This window comes from Paraclostridium sp. AKS73 (genome assembly GCF_025671395.1).
Lineage (GTDB): Bacteria > Bacillota > Clostridia > Peptostreptococcales > Peptostreptococcaceae > Paraclostridium > Paraclostridium benzoelyticum.
Window position 1 is genome coordinate 1 of record NZ_JAIXHU010000037.1, and the last position, 19,779, is coordinate 19,779.

Genomic DNA, 19,779 nt, shown 5'->3' on the forward strand with positions numbered 1-19,779 from the left:
TGGATCAAGCTATTCAAGAATAGGATCGCTATCAAATGGAGCAAAAGTAGAGATAGTAGAAAGTAAAAATGGATGGCATAAGATAAAATATAATGGAGGGTACGGATATGTATCAGGAGATTATATAAAAGTAGATGGAAGTACAACTATACCACCTGCTACAACAAAAACAGGAGTAGTAACAGCAACTTCATTAAATGTAAGAAATGGATATGGAGCAAGTTATTCAAGAATAGGATCGCTATCAAATGGAGCAAAAGTAGAGATAGTAGAAAGTAAAAATGGATGGCATAAGATAAAATATAATGGAGGATACGGATATGTATCAGGAGATTATATAAAAATAGGATAAGAACTAAAAAAAGGGTATATAAAAGCTAACAAGAAAAATAGTTTTATATACTCCTTTTTGTTAAAGTGATATAATTATATAAATAAAAATTAGGAAGGAGATTTTTTATGATTTATTTAAATAGTGAAGATATAATAAAGTCTATAGCATTAGATGAGTGTATGGATGCTATAGAAGATGCATATAGAATGTATGCAAACAATGAGTATAATATGCCAGATAGATTACAAGTTGAGAATAATGATTTAACTTCTTTATATATGCCTTGTTTTACGAAAGAATCATTTGGTACGAAAATACTTACAGTGGCACCTAATAATGCAAAAATAAACAAACCTGTAATTGATGGAATTATGTTAGTGAATGATATATATACAGGGGAAGTTGTTTGCATGATGGATGGGAAAACACTTACAGCAATTAGAACTGGAGCAGTAGGTGGTGTTGGAGTTAGACATACAACAAGAGCAGATGTGAAAAACATAGGATTGATAGGTACAGGAGTTCAGGGGTTTTATCAAATTATATATGCATGTAAGGCAAGAGATATAGAGAATGTTTACTTATATAATAGAACAAAAGAAAAAGCAGTTAATTTAAAAAATGAACTAGAGAAAGAATTAAAAAATATTAATATACATATAGCAGAAACTTCTAGAGAGTTAGTTCAAAAAAGTGAAGTTATAGTAACAGCGACAACTTCATACCAACCAGTTATAGAAGAAGATAAAGAATTGTTGAGAGGAAAACATATAATAGCAATAGGTTCTTATAAACCTGACATGAGAGAGTTACCAGATGCATTACTTGAAATTGCAGATCTTGTAGTAGTAGATACTGATTTTGCGAAGGAAGAAAGTGGAGATCTGTATGTACCGATACAAAAAGGATTGATAAAAACAGATGATATTAAAAATATGGGAGAATTTTTAAAAGAAAATAATAACGTGAATTTAAAAGAAAAAACTACTTTATACAAGTCGGTTGGAATGGGGCTGTTTGATATGGTAGTAGCTGATAAAATTTATAAAAAATCTTTAGAGAAAAAAATAGGCCAAAATATTGAATTATAAAAAACATGTCTAAAGTTTAAACTTTAGACATGTTTTTTATTCTATATCAAATGGATTTTTTTCGAATTCGCTTATCCTATCTAAATAATGCTTAGGTGAAACTCCATAGGCTTTTTTGAAAGCTCTAACAAAACTTGAATAATCCTTAAATCCACATTCTATACAAGCATCACTCATAAGATATCCTTTTTTTATTAATGACTTAGCATAAATAAGTCTTTTTTGAACTATATAGCTATGTAGAGAGCTTCCGGTTTGAGACTTAAATTTACGCATTAGATAATACTTGCTCATGAAAAATTTATTAGCTATAGTGTCTATAGATAAATCTTTATTTAAATTATCATTTATATAACTAAAAATTTGTTGAATTGTTTCATCGTACTCAACATCTTCTGAAGTATCATCGCTTTTTAAAAATAGTCTATTAATTAAAACTAAGAATTGTATAAATAAAGAATTTTTAAGTATAATATGACCAAATTCATCAGAAGACTCAGCAGCTTTAATTTTAAATAAAATGTTTTTCAAATTTTCTAAGTCATTTGGATTAAGTCTTAACAAATTAGATTTATTTTTACTTGATATATTAAAACAAGTGAATAAATCATCTCCATATATATTATGTTTTTCTATATATTCTGGATTTATCCATATAACTATACGTTCATAATATTTATTAGGATTTATAATAGGTTTATGTATTTCAGTATTATTTATAAATAAAATATCCCAAGGTTTTAATTTATATGATTTTCCTTCTACTAAATAATCTACATCACCAGAAATTAAAATTGTAATTTTATTAAAGTCATGGTGATGATAGTCAAACTTTATATCTCTCATATCCTTTATATGAAATATTTTAAAATTATCATCAAGATATCCAACCTTATCTATATTTTCTTTATTTATATCCATAAAAACAACCTCTCATATTCAAATAATAGTAATAACTTTAAAAATATTTACAATTTAATATACCGTAAATAAGATAAATTGTAATCGTCTATATATAGTATAGCACTTTTTACAATGCATAGGGCATTTTACGCAATGTACATGGTAAAAAATAATAATATAATAAAATTCATTGTGCATTAAAGCGATAGTATTAATAAGGAGAAGACAAATGAAAAACTTTTTAAAAAATTATAAATCATCATTAATATTACTAGGCGCAATATTAATCGGAGGAATTGTAGGTGTAGTTTTAGGACCTAAAGCTGCCATGCTAAAACCTTTTGGGGACTTATTTTTAAATTTATTATTTATGTCACTAGTGCCTCTTGTATTTTTCAGTGTTTCATCAGCAATAGCAAATATGAACACTATGAAAAGATTAGGGAAAATAATGGGTAATATTGTTATAGTATTTTTATCAACAGCATTCATAGCAGCATTAATAGGTATTTTAGGAGCTATAATTTTAAACCCAACTAAAGGATTAGATTCTAGCATGTTTACTTCTATAATAGGAAGTGGAGAAATCGTAGAAGCTGAAAAAGTTAGTTTTTTAGATCAAATTGTAAAAACTGTAACAGTTAATGATTTTAACATGTTGTTTTCAAAGTCAAATATGTTACAGCTTATAGTATTTGCAGTACTATTTGGACTTGCAACTGCAATGGCTGGGGAAAAGGCAAAAGGTATAGCAAAGTTTGTGGAAGAAGGATCAGAAGTTATAGGGAATATTATAAAAATAATAATGTATTATGCACCTATAGGTCTTGGATGTTACTTTGCATCTGTTATAGGTGAATTAGGGACTCAAATACTTTCGGGATATGTAACTGCATTTTTATTATATTTAGGAATAACTGTTATATATTACTTTGGATTCTATACAATATATGCTTATTTAGCAGGAGGAAAAGAAGGTATAAGTATTTTCTGGAAAATGCAGTTGGTCCAACAGTTACAGCAGTGGCAACTTGTTCAAGTGCAGCATGTATACCAGTTAATTTAGTTTCTGCTAAAAATATGGGAGTACCAGATGATATAGCAGAAACAGTTGTACCACTAGGTGCCAATATCCATAAAGATGGATCTGTAATTGGAGGCGTATTAAAAATAACATTTTTAATGGGTATTTTTGGAGTGGATATAACTAATCCATCAACACTATTAAGTATATTAGTAGTTTCGTTTTTAGTTGGTGCTGTTGTAGGCGCTATACCAGGTGGCGGAGTAATTGGAGAAATGTTAATACTAAGTGTATTTGGATTCTCACCGGAAATGTTACCTATAATTACTGTTTTAGGAACAGTTATAGATGCACCAGCAACACTATTAAACTCAGCAGGAAATACTGTTTGTGCAATGATGGTTGCTAGACTAGTTGAAGGTAAAAACTGGTTGGTTTCTAAGTCTAACTAGACAAAAGACCTAGATATAGATGTTCATCTATATCTAGGTCTTTTTTACGCTTAAGCAATTTTATTTATTATTTGAGCGACATTAAGTAGTTCGCAGACGTAGTCACTCAAGCAAAGCGAATTTTTCATCATTTTACTACAAAAATATGATATAATGGAGTGTATTTAACAGATTGAAGGGAGCAAGACATGACAAAATACTATTTATACTATGTACTTATATATGGTGGTTTAGGAGCATTTATACCGTATATAGTTCCATACTTAGAAGGATCATTAAATCTATCTGCTACGCAAATAGGAATCATAACATCTATACCATCAATAATAGGAATATTGGTTGTTCCTCTTTGGGGGATTATAACTGATATGACTAAAAAAGATAAAAAAATACTTGGAATTTGTGTAGCTATAAATTGTTTAATAATGGGGATGTACTCAAGTGTAAAATTATTCCCTGTGTTACTTATAGTAGCTACGTTAGCGGAGGCCTTTAGATATGCAATATCACCTTTAGCTGATAATATAACTACAGATTATTGTAAACATAAAAATTTAAATTATGGGATTATAAGAAGCGGAGGATCTGTAGGTTTTGCGCTTATAAGTTTTTTAACAGGGCAACTTATAAAAGTAACATCAAACTCTAGGATTATATTTTTAGTATATATAATTTTATTCGTGGTTTCTTTAATAGTACTTCCGTTTTTAGATTCTAAAAAATATGATGAAGAAGAAAAATTAAAAGGTTCAACCATGAAAGAAGATTTAAAAGAGCTTATAAGGGACAAATCATACTTATGGCTTTTAGCTATTGTTATATGTACTATAAGTATTAGTGAAGTAACTAATGCCTATCAAGGATTATATTTAATTGACCTAGGGGCAAGTGAAGGTGATATAGGCATATTAGTAATATTTACAGCTCTACCTGAAATATTTTTTATGTCAAAAATTAATTCGTTAGTTTTAAAATATGGATATAAAAAAGTATTTAAAATAGGTATACTTACATTTTTAATAAGATGGATAACTTGTTTATTTGCAACTTCTCCAATGATATTCATACTTACGGCTCCACTTACAGCTTTAGCATTTTCAACAATGTTAGTGTCATATATTGGATATATAAAAGATAAGTTTTCAAGTGAAATTCAAGCTACTGCCTTAACATTAACATCAATGGCAATAGGGGTTTCTTCTGCATTAATCAAATTACCAGTTGGATTTGGAATAGATGTGTTTGGATTAAAAACTATATATATACTATCGATAGTAATAACTTGTTTAGGATTTATTGTTTGTAGTATAAAAAAAGAAAATAAAAATACAAAAGCTATAGGGTAATAACCTATAGCTTTCTTATATTATAATTATATATAAAAATTTGATATAACTAAAAAAGTTAATTATATGTAAAAAATATGATAGACAAATTTATAACAATATAGTATATTTAAATTAAGGAAATGGTTTTCGAAAGAGGGGTTAAATATGAATGAGCATATAGGAGCTAAGATAAAAAGCTTGAGAACGCAAAGAAAAATGACATTAAAAGATTTAAGTGAAAAAACTAACTTATCTATTGGTTTTTTGTCTCAGTTAGAGAGAGGATTAACTAGTATAGCAACAGATACTTTAGGAAGCATAGCAGATGTATTTGAAGTTGAGTTATCTTATTTCTTTTTAAAACCAAGAACTAAGAAAAGACCAATAATTAGAAGTTATGAAAAGAAGTTTTTAATATATGTACATCAGGATGCATTCAGTACAATTTATCTAACGACTTAAAGGAAAAGGTTATGCTTCCAAGGTTTTTAGATATTATTCCAAATAATACAGATGAAGATATACAGTCATATTCTCATGAAGGAGAAGAGTTTGTATATGTATTAGAAGGAACTCTAACGTTATTTTTAGATGGAGAACAACATGAATTATACCCTGGAGATAGCATACACTATAATTCTTCAAAAAATCACAATTGGGCTAATTATACAAATAAAATGGTAAGGATGATAGTTGTTGCAACTCCAAATCCTTTTAATAATAACTAAAACTATTTGAAGGTGATTAAATGAATAAGCCACTAATATTAAATATACAAAAATATAGTTTACATGATGGGGATGGAATTAGAACTACAGTATTTTTTAAAGGATGTCCTTTAGAATGTATCTGGTGTCATAATCCAGAAAGTCAGGATTACAAAAAAGAAGTTTTATATAATGAAGAAAAATGTTTAAAGTGTGGGAATTGTATAGAGAAATGCCCTAATGAAGCTATATATATAGGTTTAGATGTAATTGAATTGAAAAAAGAAAAGTGCACATATTGTGAGACTTGTATAGATTTTTGCTTAAACAATGCAAGGGAAATAGTTGGGAAAACATATGAAATAAAAGATTTAGTAAAAGAATTAATAAAAGATATGGCCTTTTATGAAGAGTCAGGTGGAGGCGTTACTTTATCTGGAGGCGAAGTAATGACTCAGGATATAGAATATATAAAAAAACTAGTAATTTCATTAAAACAAAAAGGTATAAACGTAGCAATAGATACATGTGGACATTCAAAGTTTGATAACTATGAAGCTATATTACCATTTGTGGATACATTTTTATACGATATAAAGTTAATAAGTGATGAAAAACATGAGTTTTTTACTAAGAAATCAAATAAATTAATTCTAAATAATTTAAAGATGCTAAGTGAAAAAGGAGCAAATATAAACATAAGAATACCATTAATAGAAGGTGTTAATGTAGATGATAACAATGAAGAAATTAAAAAATAATAGATTTTATAAAGCCTTTAAACATTGCAAAAGTTAATATATTGCCATACCACAATATAGGAATGCACAAATACAAAAAGCTTTATATGCAGTATGAAGGAGAAAATTTAAAACGACCTTCAGACGAGAAATTAGAGGAAATAAAACAAATTTTCAAAGCAAATAATTTTGAAATAAAGATTGGGGGATAATCATATGGAAAGAGGAAGTTTTGAAAGAACTAAAAAACTTAGAAAGCAAAGTATAGAGACTCAACCTTTTATAACTATTGAAAGAGCTAGGCTTATGACAGAAGGATATAAAAAATATGAGGGAAGTGTTGAAATACCAGTGCTTAGAGCGTTGGCATTTAAACACTATATGGAAAATAGAACTCTTTGTATAAATGATGGAGAACTTATAGTTGGAGAAAAAGGAGATTCGCCACAAAGTACACCTACTTATCCAGAATTATGCTGCCATACAATGGAAGATCTAGATATAATGGATAAACGAGATATTATATCTTTTAAAGTGAGTGATGATGTAAAAAAATTCACGAAGATGAAATAATACCTTTTTGGAAAAATAGACAAATAAGACAAAAAATAGTTAGTTCTATGGAACAAGAATGGTTAGATTGTTATGAAAATGGAGTGTTTACAGAGTTTATGGAACAAAGAGCTCCTGGTCATACAGTTTGTGGGGGAACAATATATAAAAAGGGATTTTTAGACTTAAAGAAGGAAATTGAAGTAGAAATAAGCAAACTAGATTTTGTTAACGATAAAGAAGCATATGATAAAAAAGCTCAGTTAGAGGGAATGGCTATTGCTTGTGATGCTTTAATTATATATGGAAAACGTTACTCTGAATATGCTAAGCAATTAGCAGAGAAAGAAACTGATGAAGATAAGAAAAAAGATTTATTAACTATAGCTAAAAATTGTGAGGTAGTACCTGCAAATAAACCACAAACATTCCACCAAGCAGTTCAGATGTATTGGTTTGTTCACATAGGTGTTACTACGGAACTTAATATATGGGATGCATTTAGTCCAGGTAGATTTGATCAACATTTAAATCCTTTTTATGAAAATGATGTAGAAAATGATACATTAGATAGAGATATGGCTAAAGAAATTTTAGAATGCTTATGGATTAAATTTAATAATCAACCAGCACCTCCAAAAGTAGGGGTTACACTAAAAGAAAGTGGAACATACACTGACTTTGCAAATATAAATACAGGAGGAGTAACGGAAGATGGTAAAGATGGAGTTAATGATGTAAGTTATATTATTCTAGATGTAATGGATGAAATGAAATTATTACAACCTAGTTCAAATGTACAAATTAGTAAAAAAACTCCAAGTAAGTTCTTAAAAAGAGCATGTGAAATTTCTAGAAAAGGTTGGGGTCAGCCTGCATTTTATAATACAGAAGCAATAATTCAAGAGTTATTAGAAGCAGGTAAAACAATAGAAGATGCCAGATGTGGTGGAACTAGTGGTTGTGTAGAAACAGGATGTTATGGTAAGGAAGCATACATACTTACAGGTTATTTAAATTTACCTAAAATTCTTGAAATAACTTTAAATAATGGGATAGACCCTATGACAAATAAAAAGCTTGGGATAGAAACTGGTGATCCTAATAACTTTAAATCTTACGAGGAGTTATTTAATGCATTTAAGTCTCAATTAAATCACTTTGTAGAAATAAAGGTAAAAGGAAACAATGTAATTGAAAGAATATACTCAAAGCATATGCCAGCCCCACTTATGAGTGTTATAGTAGATGATTGTATAAAAACTGCAAAAGATTATAATGCAGGTGGAGCAAGATATAACACAAAATATATACAAGGTGTTGGGATAGGAACTATAACAGATAGTTTAACTTCTATAAAATACAATGTATTTGATAAGAAAAAGTTTAACATGAGCGAATTACTAGAAGCTTTAAAAAATAATTTTAATGGATATGAAGCTATATATAACATGGTAGTTAACAAAACTCCTAAGTATGGTAATGACGATGACTATGCAGATGATTTAATGCAAGATGTATTTAATTCATTCTATAATGAAGTTACAGGAAGAAAGTCTCCTATGGGAGCTGAGTATAGAATAAATATGCTACCTACAACATGCCATGTTTACTTTGGAGAAGTTATGGGGGCTAGTGCCAATGGCAGGTTAAGTCAAAAGCCATTATCTGAAGGTATATCTCCAGAAAAAGGTGGAGATACGAATGGACCTACTGCTGTTATCAAGTCTTGTTCTAAAATGGACCATTTAAAAACAGGAGGAACGCTTTTAAATCAAAGATTTGCTCCTGCTGTAGTACAAGGAGAAGAAGGGCTAGAAAATATGTCTAACTTAGTTAGAGCTTATTTCAATATGGATGGACACCACATACAATTTAATGTATTTGACAAAAATGTATTGTTAGCAGCACAAAAAAATCCAGATGAATATAAAGACTTAATAGTTAGAGTTGCTGGATATAGTGATCACTTTAATAACTTAAGCAGAGCTCTTCAAGATGAAATAATAGGAAGAACAGAGCAAAGCTTCTAATTTATAACACAAAAGGAGATATATTTATGAACAAAAAAATAGGATTTATAGGTGCAGGTAACATGGCTAAGGCTATGATAGGTGGGATTGTTAAATCTAAACTAGTAGAGGCTAACAATGTGTTTGCATCTGATTTAAATGAACTATCACTTGAAAATGTTAAAGATGAATATGGAATAAATACAACAAATGACTCTAAAGAAGTAGTAAAAAACAGTGATATAGTTATTGTAGCTGTAAAGCCAAATGTGTACGATATAGTATTAGAAGGAGTTAAAGAATTAATAGACAATGAAAAAATAATTGTAACTATAGCTGCAGGTAAAACAATAGAATCAGTAGAAAATGTAATAGGTTCAGATAAGAAGGTTATTAGAACTATGCCTAATACTCCAGCTTTAGTAAATGAAGGTATGAGTGCTCTTTGTAAAAATAAAAATATAACTGATGAAGAATTAAATCTTGTAAAAGAAATATTTAGCTCATTTGGGAAGGCTGAAGTAGTAAATGAATACTTAATAGATGCAGTAATTGGAGCAAGTGGATCAGCACCTGCGTATGTATTTATGTTTATAGAAGCTATGGCAGATGCAGTAGTTGCTGCTGGAATGCCAAGAAATCAAGCGTATACATTTGTATCTCAAGCTGTTATGGGTTCTGCAAAAATGGTGCTTGAAACAGGTAAACATCCAGGTGAATTAAAAGATATGGTATGTTCTCCAGGGGGAACTACTATAGAAGCAGTTAAAACTTTAGAAGCTGAAGGATTCAGAAACTCAGTTATAAAAGCAATTGATGACTGTATAGAAAAATCTAAAGAAATGAGTAAGTAAATAATAAACATGTATTAAAATTACAAAAATATTAAGGTGAATACATAAGTCTTGAACAAGAAGCTTATATATTCACCTTTTTTATTTAGATGTTAATTTAAACTAGTAAAAAATTATATTAGTTGTTCTATAATATATGATCAAGACTATGTTTTTCTGACTCAATTAACCTATGAAGAGAAATTTTTATTATATCTATTTGTTCTAAGCAAGTTGAAACATCTTTTAAATAAATCCCATCAGACAATACATTAAAAGCTAGTTCTATATCACCTATATGGCAATGGTTTAAGAATTTAAAAAATTGCTTAGATTCTTCTTTGAAATCATTTTTTAAATCATTAGTATATTCTTCGCATTTTTCCCAATCCTCGTTTTTAACATACATTTCTAGTTTATTCATTTCATTATTATATTTAAGAGAGAAATCCTCGGCTTTTACAGATATAAAAAGGCCAAATATAACTAAAGCAATAGTCCAAACTATAGTGAATACAATAGATTTCATATATCCACCTCCTAAAAATTATTTCTTCTGTATAAAGAAGTTATCTTTTTCATCTAATACACAAATTAACGTTTCTGATATTGAATCTATATTGTGTTTTTTTAGGATTGATAAAAGCCAATCTGAACTTTTATTTATAGTATTAAGGTTTTGTTTTATTATTTCACCATCTAATATTAAAGGTAATGGTAGATGCTTAAAGTTTTCTGTAGGAACCTTTTCGTAACTAGGAGTAGGTACTATACTAAGATTACCGTCAGTTTCAAGAATTGCGTAATAAACATCTTTTAAGTTGAAATAACCTTGTATTCGTAATTGTTCTAAAAGTTCATCCATAGATACTCTTTCTTCTTTTAAAGCTTTATAGTTAAGTTTTCCTTTATCTATTAAAATTGCAGGATTTCCATTTAACAAAAATCTAATGCTTTTAAATTTTAGAGTTAAAAAAGATATTACAATTTGCATAAAAACTAAACCAGTAAGAGATGCGATTCCATAAATTATAGGAATTTCGTTATTTTGCATAGGAATAGCGGCAACTTCTGCAATTAGAAGCGTTATAACCAAATCAAATGAATTCATTTCGGCAATTTCGCCTTTTCCCATAATTCTAAGACTTATTAGCACCGCAATATAAAGAACTATACTTCTAATTAAAACTACAATCATAAGCTTCCATCCTTTATTTTTATTATGTCTAATCTTAAAATAGACATATACTATTATTTGTATTTATAAAAAATATATACAAGCAAATGTCAAATGCATCTTTAAAATGAAGTATAAATTTGGTATAATTAATTTTAAATTCAAAAATTAGACAGCAAAATGTCATCGAAGTAATTTAAGGAGGGCTAGTTGTGGGTAAAAGAAAACAAGTACACGTTCCTATAGAAAAAATTCAAGAGCAAGATAGATTTATAGAAGCTATAGCTGAAACGACAAATAGATATTATGCAATACATGGAAGAAAACCTAGATATATGATACAAACTTTTGGGTGTCAAATGAATGAACATGACTCTGAAAAATTATGTGCAATGTTAGATAATATGGGATATATTCAAGGTTTAACAGCTGCAGAATGTGATTTAGTTATATACAATACTTGTGCAGTAAGAGAAAATGCAGAGTTAAAAGTATATGGAAACTTAGGTCAGTTAAAGTTTTTAAAAAGAAAAAATCCAGATTTAAAAATAGCTGTGTGTGGATGCATGATGCAACAAAGTCATGTTGTTGAAGAAATAAAAACTAAATATAAGCATGTTGATTTAGTTTTTGGTACACATAACTTATATAAATTCCCTGAATTATTAGCTAAATCTATGGATACTGAAAAAACTTTAATAGATGTTTGGGATGTAGATGGAGAAGTTGTAGAAGGGCTTAGAAGTAATCGAAAGTTTGAGCTTAAAGCCTTTGTAAACATAATGTATGGATGTAACAATTTCTGTACTTATTGTATAGTTCCTTACACAAGAGGTAGAGAAAGAAGTAGAACTCCAGAGGATATAATAAATGAAATAAAAGAATTAGTAGCTAATGGAACAAAAGAAGTAACTTTACTTGGTCAAAATGTTGACTCTTATGGAAAAACTTTAGAAAATCCAATTAGATTTGATGAACTTTTAAGAATGGTAAATGAAATCGAAGGAATAGAAAGAATAAGATTTATGACATCTCACCCTAAAGATATATCAGATGAAGTTATATATGCTATTAGAGATTGTGATAAAGTATGTGAATTCTTACACTTACCAGTTCAATGTGGAAGTTCTAAGTTGCTTAAGATAATGAACAGACACTATACTAAAGAATACTATTTAGATATAATAGAAAAAGCTAAAAAGGAAGTTCCAGATATAGCATTTTCTACAGATCTAATGATAGGATTCCCTGGTGAAACAGAAGAAGATGTAGAGGATACTATAGACGTTGTAAGAAAAGTTAGATATGATTCGGCATTTACATTTATATACTCTAAGAGACAGGGTACTCCTGCAGCTAAAATGGAAAATCAAATTCCAGAAGAAATAAAACATGAAAGATTTAATAAAGTTTTAGCAGAAGTAAATGACATATGTGCAGAAATAAACAAATCATATGAAGGAAAAGTAGTTGAAGTTTTAGTTGAGGGAAGAAGTAAAACCGACGAAAATAAATTTACAGGAAGAACTAGACAAAATAAATTAGTTAATTTTGAATCTGATGTACAAGATATTGTAGGAACACTTGTGAATGTTAAGATATTAGATTCAAGAACATTCTCATTAAACGGAGTAATAGAAAATAGGAAATATTTTCAAAAACAACCACAAAGGTTGTTTTTTTTTGTATAATATAGATGTAATATATAATATTAAATTATTGATTTTAAATATGTAGCCTATAAGTTTGATTATAAAGTTAGACTTATAAGGGGAAACTTGAACTTCAAGTTGGCTAATATTTAAAATTAAAATATAAACTATTTGGCAGAATGGAGATAGAGATATGGGAAACAAGATTGTAAAAAAGAAACAGCTAACAGATAGTATTTATTTAATGGACATAGAAGCTCCAAGAGTAGCTAAAGCTTCTAATCCAGGCCAATTTATCATTATAAAAAATGATGAAAAAGGTGAAAGAATACCTCTTACAATAGCTGATTATAATAATGAAGAGGGCACTGTAAGCATAGTGTTCCAAACAGTTGGAGCTAGCACTAAACAACTTGAAACTTTTGAAGAAGGCGATTACGTAGCTGACTTTGTTGGACCACTAGGAATGCCTAGTGAGTTTGTCGAAGAAGATATAAATGAATTAAAAAATAAAAAAATAATATTTGTAGCTGGTGGAGTTGGAGCAGCGCCTGTATATCCTCAAGTTAAATGGCTTAAGGAAAACGGTATAGATGCAGATGTTATAATTGGTTCTAGAACAAAAAATCTTTTAATATTTGAAGAAGAGATGAGAGAAGTTGCTGGAAACCTTTATGTATGTACAGATGATGGTACATATGGATTTAACGGTAGAGTTACTGACTGTTTAAAAGACTTAGTTGAAAATCAAGGTAAAAAATATGACCAAGCAGTAGTTATAGGACCTATGATAATGATGAAGTTTATGTGTATGTTAACTAAAGAGCTAAATATACCTACAACTGTAAGCTTAAACCCTATAATGGTAGATGGAACAGGTATGTGTGGAGCATGTAGAGTTAATGTTGGTGGAGAAATTAAATTTGCATGTGTAGATGGTCCTGAATTTGATGGACATTTAGTTAACTTTGATGAGTCTATGAGAAGACAAGCTATGTACAAAACAGAAGAAGGCAGAGCTACGTTAAAAATAGAAGAAGGGGATACGCATCATCATGGCGGATGCGGATGTGGAGGTAATTAATCATGAGTAAAGTTAAAATACCTGTTAGACAACAAGAAGCTGAAGTTAGAGTTACAAACTTTGAAGAAGTTTGTTTAGGATATAATAAAGAAGAAGCAATGAAAGAAGCAAGTAGATGCTTAGAATGTAAAAAACCTAAGTGTGTATCAGGATGTCCCGTTGAAGTAAATATACCAGGATTTATAGGGAAATTAAAAGAAGGAGATATTGAAGGAGCTGCCAAAGTTATAGCAAAGGATAGCTCACTTCCAGCAGTTTGTGGAAGAGTTTGTCCTCAAGAAAATCAATGTGAAGGATTATGTGTGTTAGGAATAAAATCAGATGCTGTTTCAATAGGTAAATTAGAAAAATTTGTTGCTGATTACTCTAGAGAACAAAATTTTGATTTAGCAAAAACAGAAGAGGCTAACAATAGAAAGGTAGCTGTTATAGGTAGTGGACCTGCAGGACTTGCTTGTGCTGGTGATTTAGCAAAAATGGGATATGATGTAACGATATTTGAAGCTATGCATGAACCAGGAGGGGTTCTAACTTACGGAATACCAGAATTTAGATTACCTAAAGATGGGGTTGTTAAACCTGAGATACAAAACATTAAAAGTTTAGGAGTTAAAATAGAAACTAATGTTATAATAGGTAGAACTATAACAATAGATGAGTTACTAAATGAAGAAGGATTTGAAGCTGTATTTGTAGGATCAGGAGCAGGACTTCCTAAGTTCATGGGAATACCAGGGGAAAATGCTAATGGTGTTTGTTCTGCAAATGAATTTTTAACAAGAGTTAACTTAATGAAGGCATACAAAGAAGACTATATGACACCTGTAAGAAGTGGTAAAAATGTTGCTGTTATAGGTGGAGGAAATGTTGCTATGGATGCTGCGAGAACTGCAGCTAGATTAGGATCTAAAACTCATATAGTTTACAGAAGAAGTGAAGCAGAACTTCCTGCTAGATTAGAAGAAGTACACCATGCTAAAGAAGAAGGTGTAATATTTGATACTTTAACAAACCCAACTGAGATATTAGTTGATGAAAAAGGTGAAGTTAAAGGTATGGTATGTGTAAAAATGGAACTAGGAGAGCCTGATGCATCAGGAAGAAGAAGACCTGAAGTTATAGAAAATTCAGATTTTATAATGGAAGTAGATACAGTTATAATGGCACTTGGAACATCTCCAAACCCACTTATAACATCAACTACAAAAGGATTAGATATAAATAAATGGGAATGTATAGTAGCTGATGATAACGGAGTAACTTCTAGAGAAGGTGTTTTTGCTGGAGGAGATGCAGTTACAGGAGCTGCAACAGTTATATCTGCTATGGGAGCTGGAAGAAAAGCAGCAAAAGCTATAAATGAATATTTAAAGAATAAAGAAGCTAATGCTTGTAATTTATAATAATAAAGGACTTCATATAATATGGAGTCCTTTTTAGTTAAAATTTATTTAATTAAATTAAGAAAGTTTTCAAGTATTTTACCTGTTATGCCCCAAATAACATAATCATTATATTTATAGAATAAAGAGTCATAATTTCCTGATTTGAACTTATAATTTTCCTTGTTAGGTATTAAGTCATAGGGAAAATTTTTATTAGGAACTACTCTAACTTCATTTTTATATCGTAAAGGCTCATTTTCTAATAAATGAGATAAAGGAACTAAAAAAATATGGTCTACTTCATCTATGTTTGGATTTAGACTTTCTAAGTCGTGTATGAATCCAACAAAAGTATGTATTATTATATCTGCAGGACTTAAAAATAAATCAAGTTCGCTTACTATTTCTATATTACTATCAATGGTACCTAGTTCTTCGCAAGTTTCTCTTATACAAGCAGTAATTGGAGTTTCATTTTTTTCAATCATACCTCCAGGAAAAGATATTTCATTTGGTTGAGACCTTAATGTCTTTGACCTAACTTCAAATAGTATAAAGTCTTCATTATTTTTTCTTACTATAGGAATTAAAACAGAAGCTTTTTTCATATTTTGATGACCATTTATATATGGTTTATAATCTTTTAATAATTCTTTTAAATTACTATTCATTGCAAAAACCTCAACTCTCAGTTTTGATATATTAATATTATACTAGTCTAAGATCAATAATACACATAAAATATATTAAAAAAATATAAATTTTACAAAAAATATATTTGGAATAAATACATAATTTAAAATGAACAATAATTAAAATAATATGACTAACTAAGAATTTTATGTATAATAATACTTAGGACAATATATAGTAAGGAGAAATAAGATGACAGAAGTAGTAACGCAAAATTAATAGAAAAATAATAGTAGAAAAAGACTTAAAAGTATGCTTAAAAGATGAAGATAACTATATAGAGATACCTAAAGATATTTTACATAATAACGAAATGGATATTTGCGATATAAATGATTTTATAAGGATATCACAAAACATAGAAAAACTTAAAAATAATATTATTAAATTGTTATTTGAAAAAGAAAGTTGTGTAAGTATTCATTCGATAGGAACTTTATTATTAAATATAAAATCAGAAGAAAAGATAGAAGATTTTCAAAAATATATTGATATAGATATAAATATTTTAGAAGAAAAATTTAAATTATTGGCAGCGTATTTTGATATAAGTATAGATGATATTTATGAATTAAAAGAAGCTGCAAAATTAGATTATATAAACAATTCTCAAAATGAAAATGAAGTTTTAGACAAATCATATATAGATAATATATTATACAAAGTTAAAAACTTTAGAATGTACAGTCTTATAAAAAGGTCAAGATATGGATCTATATCTAAAGAATATAATACACTAGATTTAAATGAAATCACAGATTTAAATGACGAAGAAATAGGAGGAGAATATAGTCCTATTTTAGTTATATACAAACCAGCTAAATATATAAGAGGAGAGTATATACTAGATGATTTAAATTATGTATACATAAAAGACAACCATTAAATGCACTTATAAACCAAGAAAAATTAAATGAAAAAGGTAGAGATGGAATGGGTGCAATAACATACATAAAACTTAATCATGATTTGACAAATGAGAACTTGCAGGAAATATTAGCTGAATTATATGTAGATGGTCAAAAAATAATATGTCATTTGAAAACATAAGACTTGCAGATATAAATTGTAATAAATTATGGCTAACAGCGGACAGGTTAAAAAAAGAGTTTAAAGAACTAAGATACTACAACAAAAACTTAACGCAAAAATAAAAGATATATATGATTCTACAGGAGCTTACTATACACAAATAAGTGGTAAGTACATATTTAACACTAGAGAGTTTTTAAACTGTTACAAAGCTTATAAAAATAAAGATATAGCATTAAATAAAAAATAAGTAGCTAATGCTACTTATTTTTATACCACTTTATAGCCTGTTTTTTTACGTTCTTCCATAGTAGCATTCCATTTTGATAAAGTTTCTTCTTTAGATAATCCTAAAAGTTTAGTTGGTTCATCGTATGTAACTCCAAATGTTTCTACAGTCATATTTTCAATATATATTTTTTCAACAGCTCTATGTAAGAAAACCTCTAGCTCAGCTTCAACTCTACTTATTCTATCAACCTCATCCATTCCATCTATAATTCGTCCAAAGGGAGCAAAATTTTCATCAAGTTGAGGAGTGTCTTGAGTAACTATAAAAAAATGGCAACTTTCTGTATTATGCTCAAATCTACCGTAACCAATAGTTCCTCTAGTGAATTTTAAGTTATTATCTACTCCGTTAGCTAAACACTCACTTTTTATACTATATCCTAAAACTCCTGTACCATTATTTTCTGGGCAACCACCTTGAATTAACTTATCATTTTCTACTCTCCAAAATGCTGTATTATTATAAAACCCCTTATGTATAAGACTTATAAAGTTTTTTACAGATTCAGGAGCTTCATTTGGAAAAGTTTTATTTTTATAGATTTTCCATCTTTTATTTTCATAGTAACAATTGGATTTTTCATATAAATTACCACCTTAAAATTAATATTATATAAATTATATCATACAGAAAGAAAAAGGTTTTCTTTTTTAGTAATAATATCATTGAAATCTTAATATTAAAGATAATAAGGACTACTTAATATTAAGGAGGAGAATTATGGATTTAAAAGATAGCAAAACTGTAAAAAATTTAATGATAGCATTTGCTGGAGAGTCTCAGGCTACAGCTAAATATAATTACTATGCAAATCAAGCAAAAAAAGAAGGATATAACAAGATAGCTCAATACTTCGAAGAAACAGCAAACAATGAGATGGCACATGCGAAAATTTGGTTTAAATTAATTAATAATGGAATACATTCTACGAAAAATAATTTAATTGACTCAGCTGAAGGAGAAAATTATGAATGGACAGATATGTATTATAGATTTGCAAAAGAGGCACAGGAAGAAGGATTTGATGATATAGCATATCTTTTTAAGTCTGTTGGTAAAATTGAAAAACAGCATGAGGAAAGATATTTAGAGCTTATAAAAAACTTAGATGATAATAGTGTATTTAAGAAGGAAGAAGAGGTTACATGGAGATGTATGAACTGTGGACATATTCATAATGGGAAAAAAGCATTAGAAATATGTCCTGTATGTTCACATCCAAAATCTTTCTTTGAAATTAAATGTGATTGTATATAAAACTAAAACTATAATTTGGAGGATTTAATGATTTTAATAAAAAATGGAAAAATTATAACTATGACGGGCGAAAACTATGAAAATGGATGTGTACTTATAGATGATGGAAAGATAATAAATGTTGATAAATATATAAATGAATTAGATACTATGGAAGTTATAGATGCTAAAGGCGGATGGGTGATGCCAGGAATTATTGAATCTCATTGTCACATAGGATTAAGTGAAGAAGGTATAAGATTTGAAGGTGACGATATAAATGAATCAACAACACCGATTACAGCGCACTTAAGAGCAATAGATGCAATAAATCCTTTAGATGAGGCATTTAAGGATGCTATAGAAGGAGGAATAACCTCTGTTATGACGGGCCAAGGAAGTGCTAATGTATGTGGAGGTAAATTTACTTTTATAAAAACGAGTGGAACATCTATAGACGATATGATTGTAAAAGAGGACGCAGCTATGAAAGTTGCATTTGGGGAAAACCCTAAAAGAGTGTATTCATCCAAAAGTATATCTCCATCCACGAGAATGGCTACGGCTGCAATTTTAAGAGAAGCTTTAACTAATGCTTTGAATTATAAAAACAAGAAAGAAATAGCTAAACAAAAAGGTGAACATTTTGATATTGATTTAAAACAAGAATGTTTCATGGATGTTTTAAACAAGAAAATACCATTAAAAGCTCATGCTCACAGAGCAGATGATATACTTACAGCCATTAGGATTGCCAAAGAGTTTGATTTAGATATGACATTAGATCATTGCACAGAAGGACATCTTATTGCACAATACATAAAAAATTCCGGTTTTAGTGCGATTGTTGGGCCTAGCTTAACTAATAGAAGTAAAGTAGAACTTAAAAATAGAACATTTGAAACAGCTGGAAAATTAAACAAAAATGGAGTTCAAGTTGCGATAACAACAGACCATCCAGTAATACCTATTCAGTACTTGCCAATATGTGCAGGATTTGCAGCTAAGAAAGGATTAGGAGTAGATGAAGCTCTTAAAGCCATAACCATAAATGCAGCAAAAATTTGTGGAGTTGATGATCGATTGGGAAGTATTGAAGCTGGAAAAGATGCAGATATAGCTATATTTACAGGGAACCCTATGGAAGTATTTACCGAAACTTTATATACAATAATAGATGGAAATATGGTTTACGCTAAAAATTAATTTAAATAAAAAAAGAAAGTGAAGGGTAAAATGTACAAAACCCTTC

At 29.0% G+C, this 19,779-nt stretch carries 21 protein-coding genes and 1 pseudogene; 17 read left to right on the forward strand and 5 right to left on the reverse strand.

Annotated elements, in window-relative coordinates:
- Positions 1–352: SH3 domain-containing protein (locus LEQ07_RS15870; RefSeq protein ID WP_263331402.1), on the forward strand; the 352-nt coding region annotated here is incomplete at its 5' end.
- 107 nt (positions 353–459) lie between these two features.
- Positions 460–1,425, forward strand: coding sequence for an ornithine cyclodeaminase family protein (locus tag LEQ07_RS15875; RefSeq protein WP_263331403.1), 966 nt, complete (start codon positions 460–462; stop codon positions 1,423–1,425).
- Between the two features lie 36 nt (positions 1,426–1,461).
- Here the strand turns inward: LEQ07_RS15875 and LEQ07_RS15880 are convergent, their stop codons facing one another.
- Positions 1,462–2,346, reverse strand: a complete 885-nt coding sequence (locus tag LEQ07_RS15880; RefSeq protein WP_025162480.1) for an AraC family transcriptional regulator — start codon at positions 2,344–2,346, stop codon at positions 1,462–1,464.
- 211 nt (positions 2,347–2,557) lie between these two features.
- On the opposite strand from LEQ07_RS15880, the gene LEQ07_RS15885 reads away from it, so the two are divergent.
- From LEQ07_RS15885 to proC, 8 genes and pseudogenes are all read left to right on the forward strand, one after another.
- A complete protein-coding gene (locus LEQ07_RS15885; RefSeq protein ID WP_263331405.1) occupies positions 2,558–3,394 on the forward strand; it encodes a dicarboxylate/amino acid:cation symporter in 837 nt (278 codons plus the stop codon).
- Positions 3,277–3,804, forward strand: coding sequence for a dicarboxylate/amino acid:cation symporter (locus LEQ07_RS15890; protein WP_263331419.1), 528 nt, complete (start codon positions 3,277–3,279; stop codon positions 3,802–3,804). The genes LEQ07_RS15885 and LEQ07_RS15890 overlap by 118 nt, the downstream gene beginning before the upstream one ends.
- 188 nt (positions 3,805–3,992) lie before the next feature.
- Positions 3,993–5,150 (forward strand): MFS transporter, encoded by a 1,158-nt coding sequence (locus LEQ07_RS15895; protein WP_263331407.1) that lies wholly within the window; start codon positions 3,993–3,995, stop codon positions 5,148–5,150.
- Between the two features lie 147 nt (positions 5,151–5,297).
- Complete coding sequence (locus LEQ07_RS21950) at positions 5,298–5,594, forward strand: helix-turn-helix domain-containing protein (RefSeq protein ID WP_332843272.1); 297 nt, start codon at positions 5,298–5,300, stop codon at positions 5,592–5,594.
- Between the two features lie 11 nt (positions 5,595–5,605).
- The gene (locus LEQ07_RS21955) at positions 5,606–5,860 is read left to right on the forward strand and encodes a cupin domain-containing protein (protein ID WP_332843273.1); all 255 of its coding nucleotides are present in this window, start codon (positions 5,606–5,608) and stop codon (positions 5,858–5,860) included.
- A gap of 20 nt (positions 5,861–5,880) precedes the next feature.
- Positions 5,881–6,600, forward strand: a complete 720-nt coding sequence (locus LEQ07_RS15905) for a glycyl-radical enzyme activating protein (protein ID WP_332843274.1) — start codon at positions 5,881–5,883, stop codon at positions 6,598–6,600.
- 195 nt (positions 6,601–6,795) lie between these two features.
- Positions 6,796–9,164: pseudogene (gene hypD / locus LEQ07_RS15910) on the forward strand (trans-4-hydroxy-L-proline dehydratase).
- A gap of 26 nt (positions 9,165–9,190) precedes the next feature.
- Positions 9,191–9,997 carry a pyrroline-5-carboxylate reductase gene (gene proC, locus LEQ07_RS15915; protein ID WP_263331408.1) on the forward strand — a complete coding sequence of 269 codons (807 nt, stop codon included), beginning with the start codon at positions 9,191–9,193 and terminating at the stop codon, positions 9,995–9,997.
- 127 nt (positions 9,998–10,124) lie between these two features.
- Here proC and LEQ07_RS15920 read toward each other — a convergent pair whose 3' ends face one another.
- Together LEQ07_RS15920 and LEQ07_RS15925 are read right to left on the reverse strand one after the other, a co-directional pair.
- On the reverse strand, positions 10,125–10,505 hold the full coding sequence (locus tag LEQ07_RS15920) for a DUF4363 family protein (RefSeq protein ID WP_046821945.1): 381 nt from the start codon (positions 10,503–10,505) through the stop codon (positions 10,125–10,127).
- Between the two features lie 18 nt (positions 10,506–10,523).
- A complete protein-coding gene (locus LEQ07_RS15925; RefSeq protein ID WP_046821946.1) occupies positions 10,524–11,174 on the reverse strand; it encodes a DUF421 domain-containing protein in 651 nt (216 codons plus the stop codon).
- A gap of 191 nt (positions 11,175–11,365) precedes the next feature.
- Between LEQ07_RS15925 and miaB the strand changes: the two genes are divergently transcribed.
- The 3 genes from miaB (at position 11,366) to gltA (ending at position 15,292) form a co-directional block, all read left to right on the forward strand.
- Positions 11,366–12,844 (forward strand): tRNA (N6-isopentenyl adenosine(37)-C2)-methylthiotransferase MiaB, encoded by a 1,479-nt coding sequence (gene miaB, locus LEQ07_RS15930; RefSeq protein WP_263331410.1) that lies wholly within the window; start codon positions 11,366–11,368, stop codon positions 12,842–12,844.
- A 154-nt stretch (positions 12,845–12,998) separates the two neighbouring features.
- Positions 12,999–13,889, forward strand: a complete 891-nt coding sequence (locus tag LEQ07_RS15935; protein WP_046821948.1) for a sulfide/dihydroorotate dehydrogenase-like FAD/NAD-binding protein — start codon at positions 12,999–13,001, stop codon at positions 13,887–13,889.
- Positions 13,890–13,891: 2 nt separating this feature from the next.
- Complete coding sequence (gene gltA, locus LEQ07_RS15940) at positions 13,892–15,292, forward strand: NADPH-dependent glutamate synthase (protein ID WP_046821949.1); 1,401 nt, start codon at positions 13,892–13,894, stop codon at positions 15,290–15,292.
- Positions 15,293–15,336: 44 nt separating this feature from the next.
- Here the strand turns inward: gltA and LEQ07_RS15945 are convergent, their stop codons facing one another.
- Entirely contained in the window at positions 15,337–15,945 is a 609-nt protein-coding gene (locus LEQ07_RS15945) for an NUDIX hydrolase (RefSeq protein WP_046821950.1), read from the reverse strand.
- A 335-nt stretch (positions 15,946–16,280) separates the two neighbouring features.
- On the opposite strand from LEQ07_RS15945, the gene LEQ07_RS15950 reads away from it, so the two are divergent.
- The gene (locus LEQ07_RS15950; protein ID WP_263331411.1) at positions 16,281–16,853 is read left to right on the forward strand and encodes a hypothetical protein; all 573 of its coding nucleotides are present in this window, start codon (positions 16,281–16,283) and stop codon (positions 16,851–16,853) included.
- 145 nt (positions 16,854–16,998) lie between these two features.
- Positions 16,999–17,121, forward strand: a complete 123-nt coding sequence (locus LEQ07_RS15955) for a hypothetical protein (protein WP_263331412.1) — start codon at positions 16,999–17,001, stop codon at positions 17,119–17,121.
- A gap of 148 nt (positions 17,122–17,269) precedes the next feature.
- Here LEQ07_RS15955 and LEQ07_RS15960 read toward each other — a convergent pair whose 3' ends face one another.
- The gene (locus LEQ07_RS15960; RefSeq protein WP_263331420.1) at positions 17,270–17,833 is read right to left on the reverse strand and encodes a peptidylprolyl isomerase; all 564 of its coding nucleotides are present in this window, start codon (positions 17,831–17,833) and stop codon (positions 17,270–17,272) included.
- Between the two features lie 178 nt (positions 17,834–18,011).
- On the opposite strand from LEQ07_RS15960, the gene rbr reads away from it, so the two are divergent.
- Positions 18,012–18,548, forward strand: coding sequence for a rubrerythrin (rbr, locus tag LEQ07_RS15965; RefSeq protein ID WP_046824347.1), 537 nt, complete (start codon positions 18,012–18,014; stop codon positions 18,546–18,548).
- 27 nt (positions 18,549–18,575) lie between these two features.
- Positions 18,576–19,733, forward strand: coding sequence for an amidohydrolase (locus LEQ07_RS15970; RefSeq protein ID WP_263331413.1), 1,158 nt, complete (start codon positions 18,576–18,578; stop codon positions 19,731–19,733).
- The last annotated feature ends 46 nt before the right edge of the window (positions 19,734–19,779 follow it).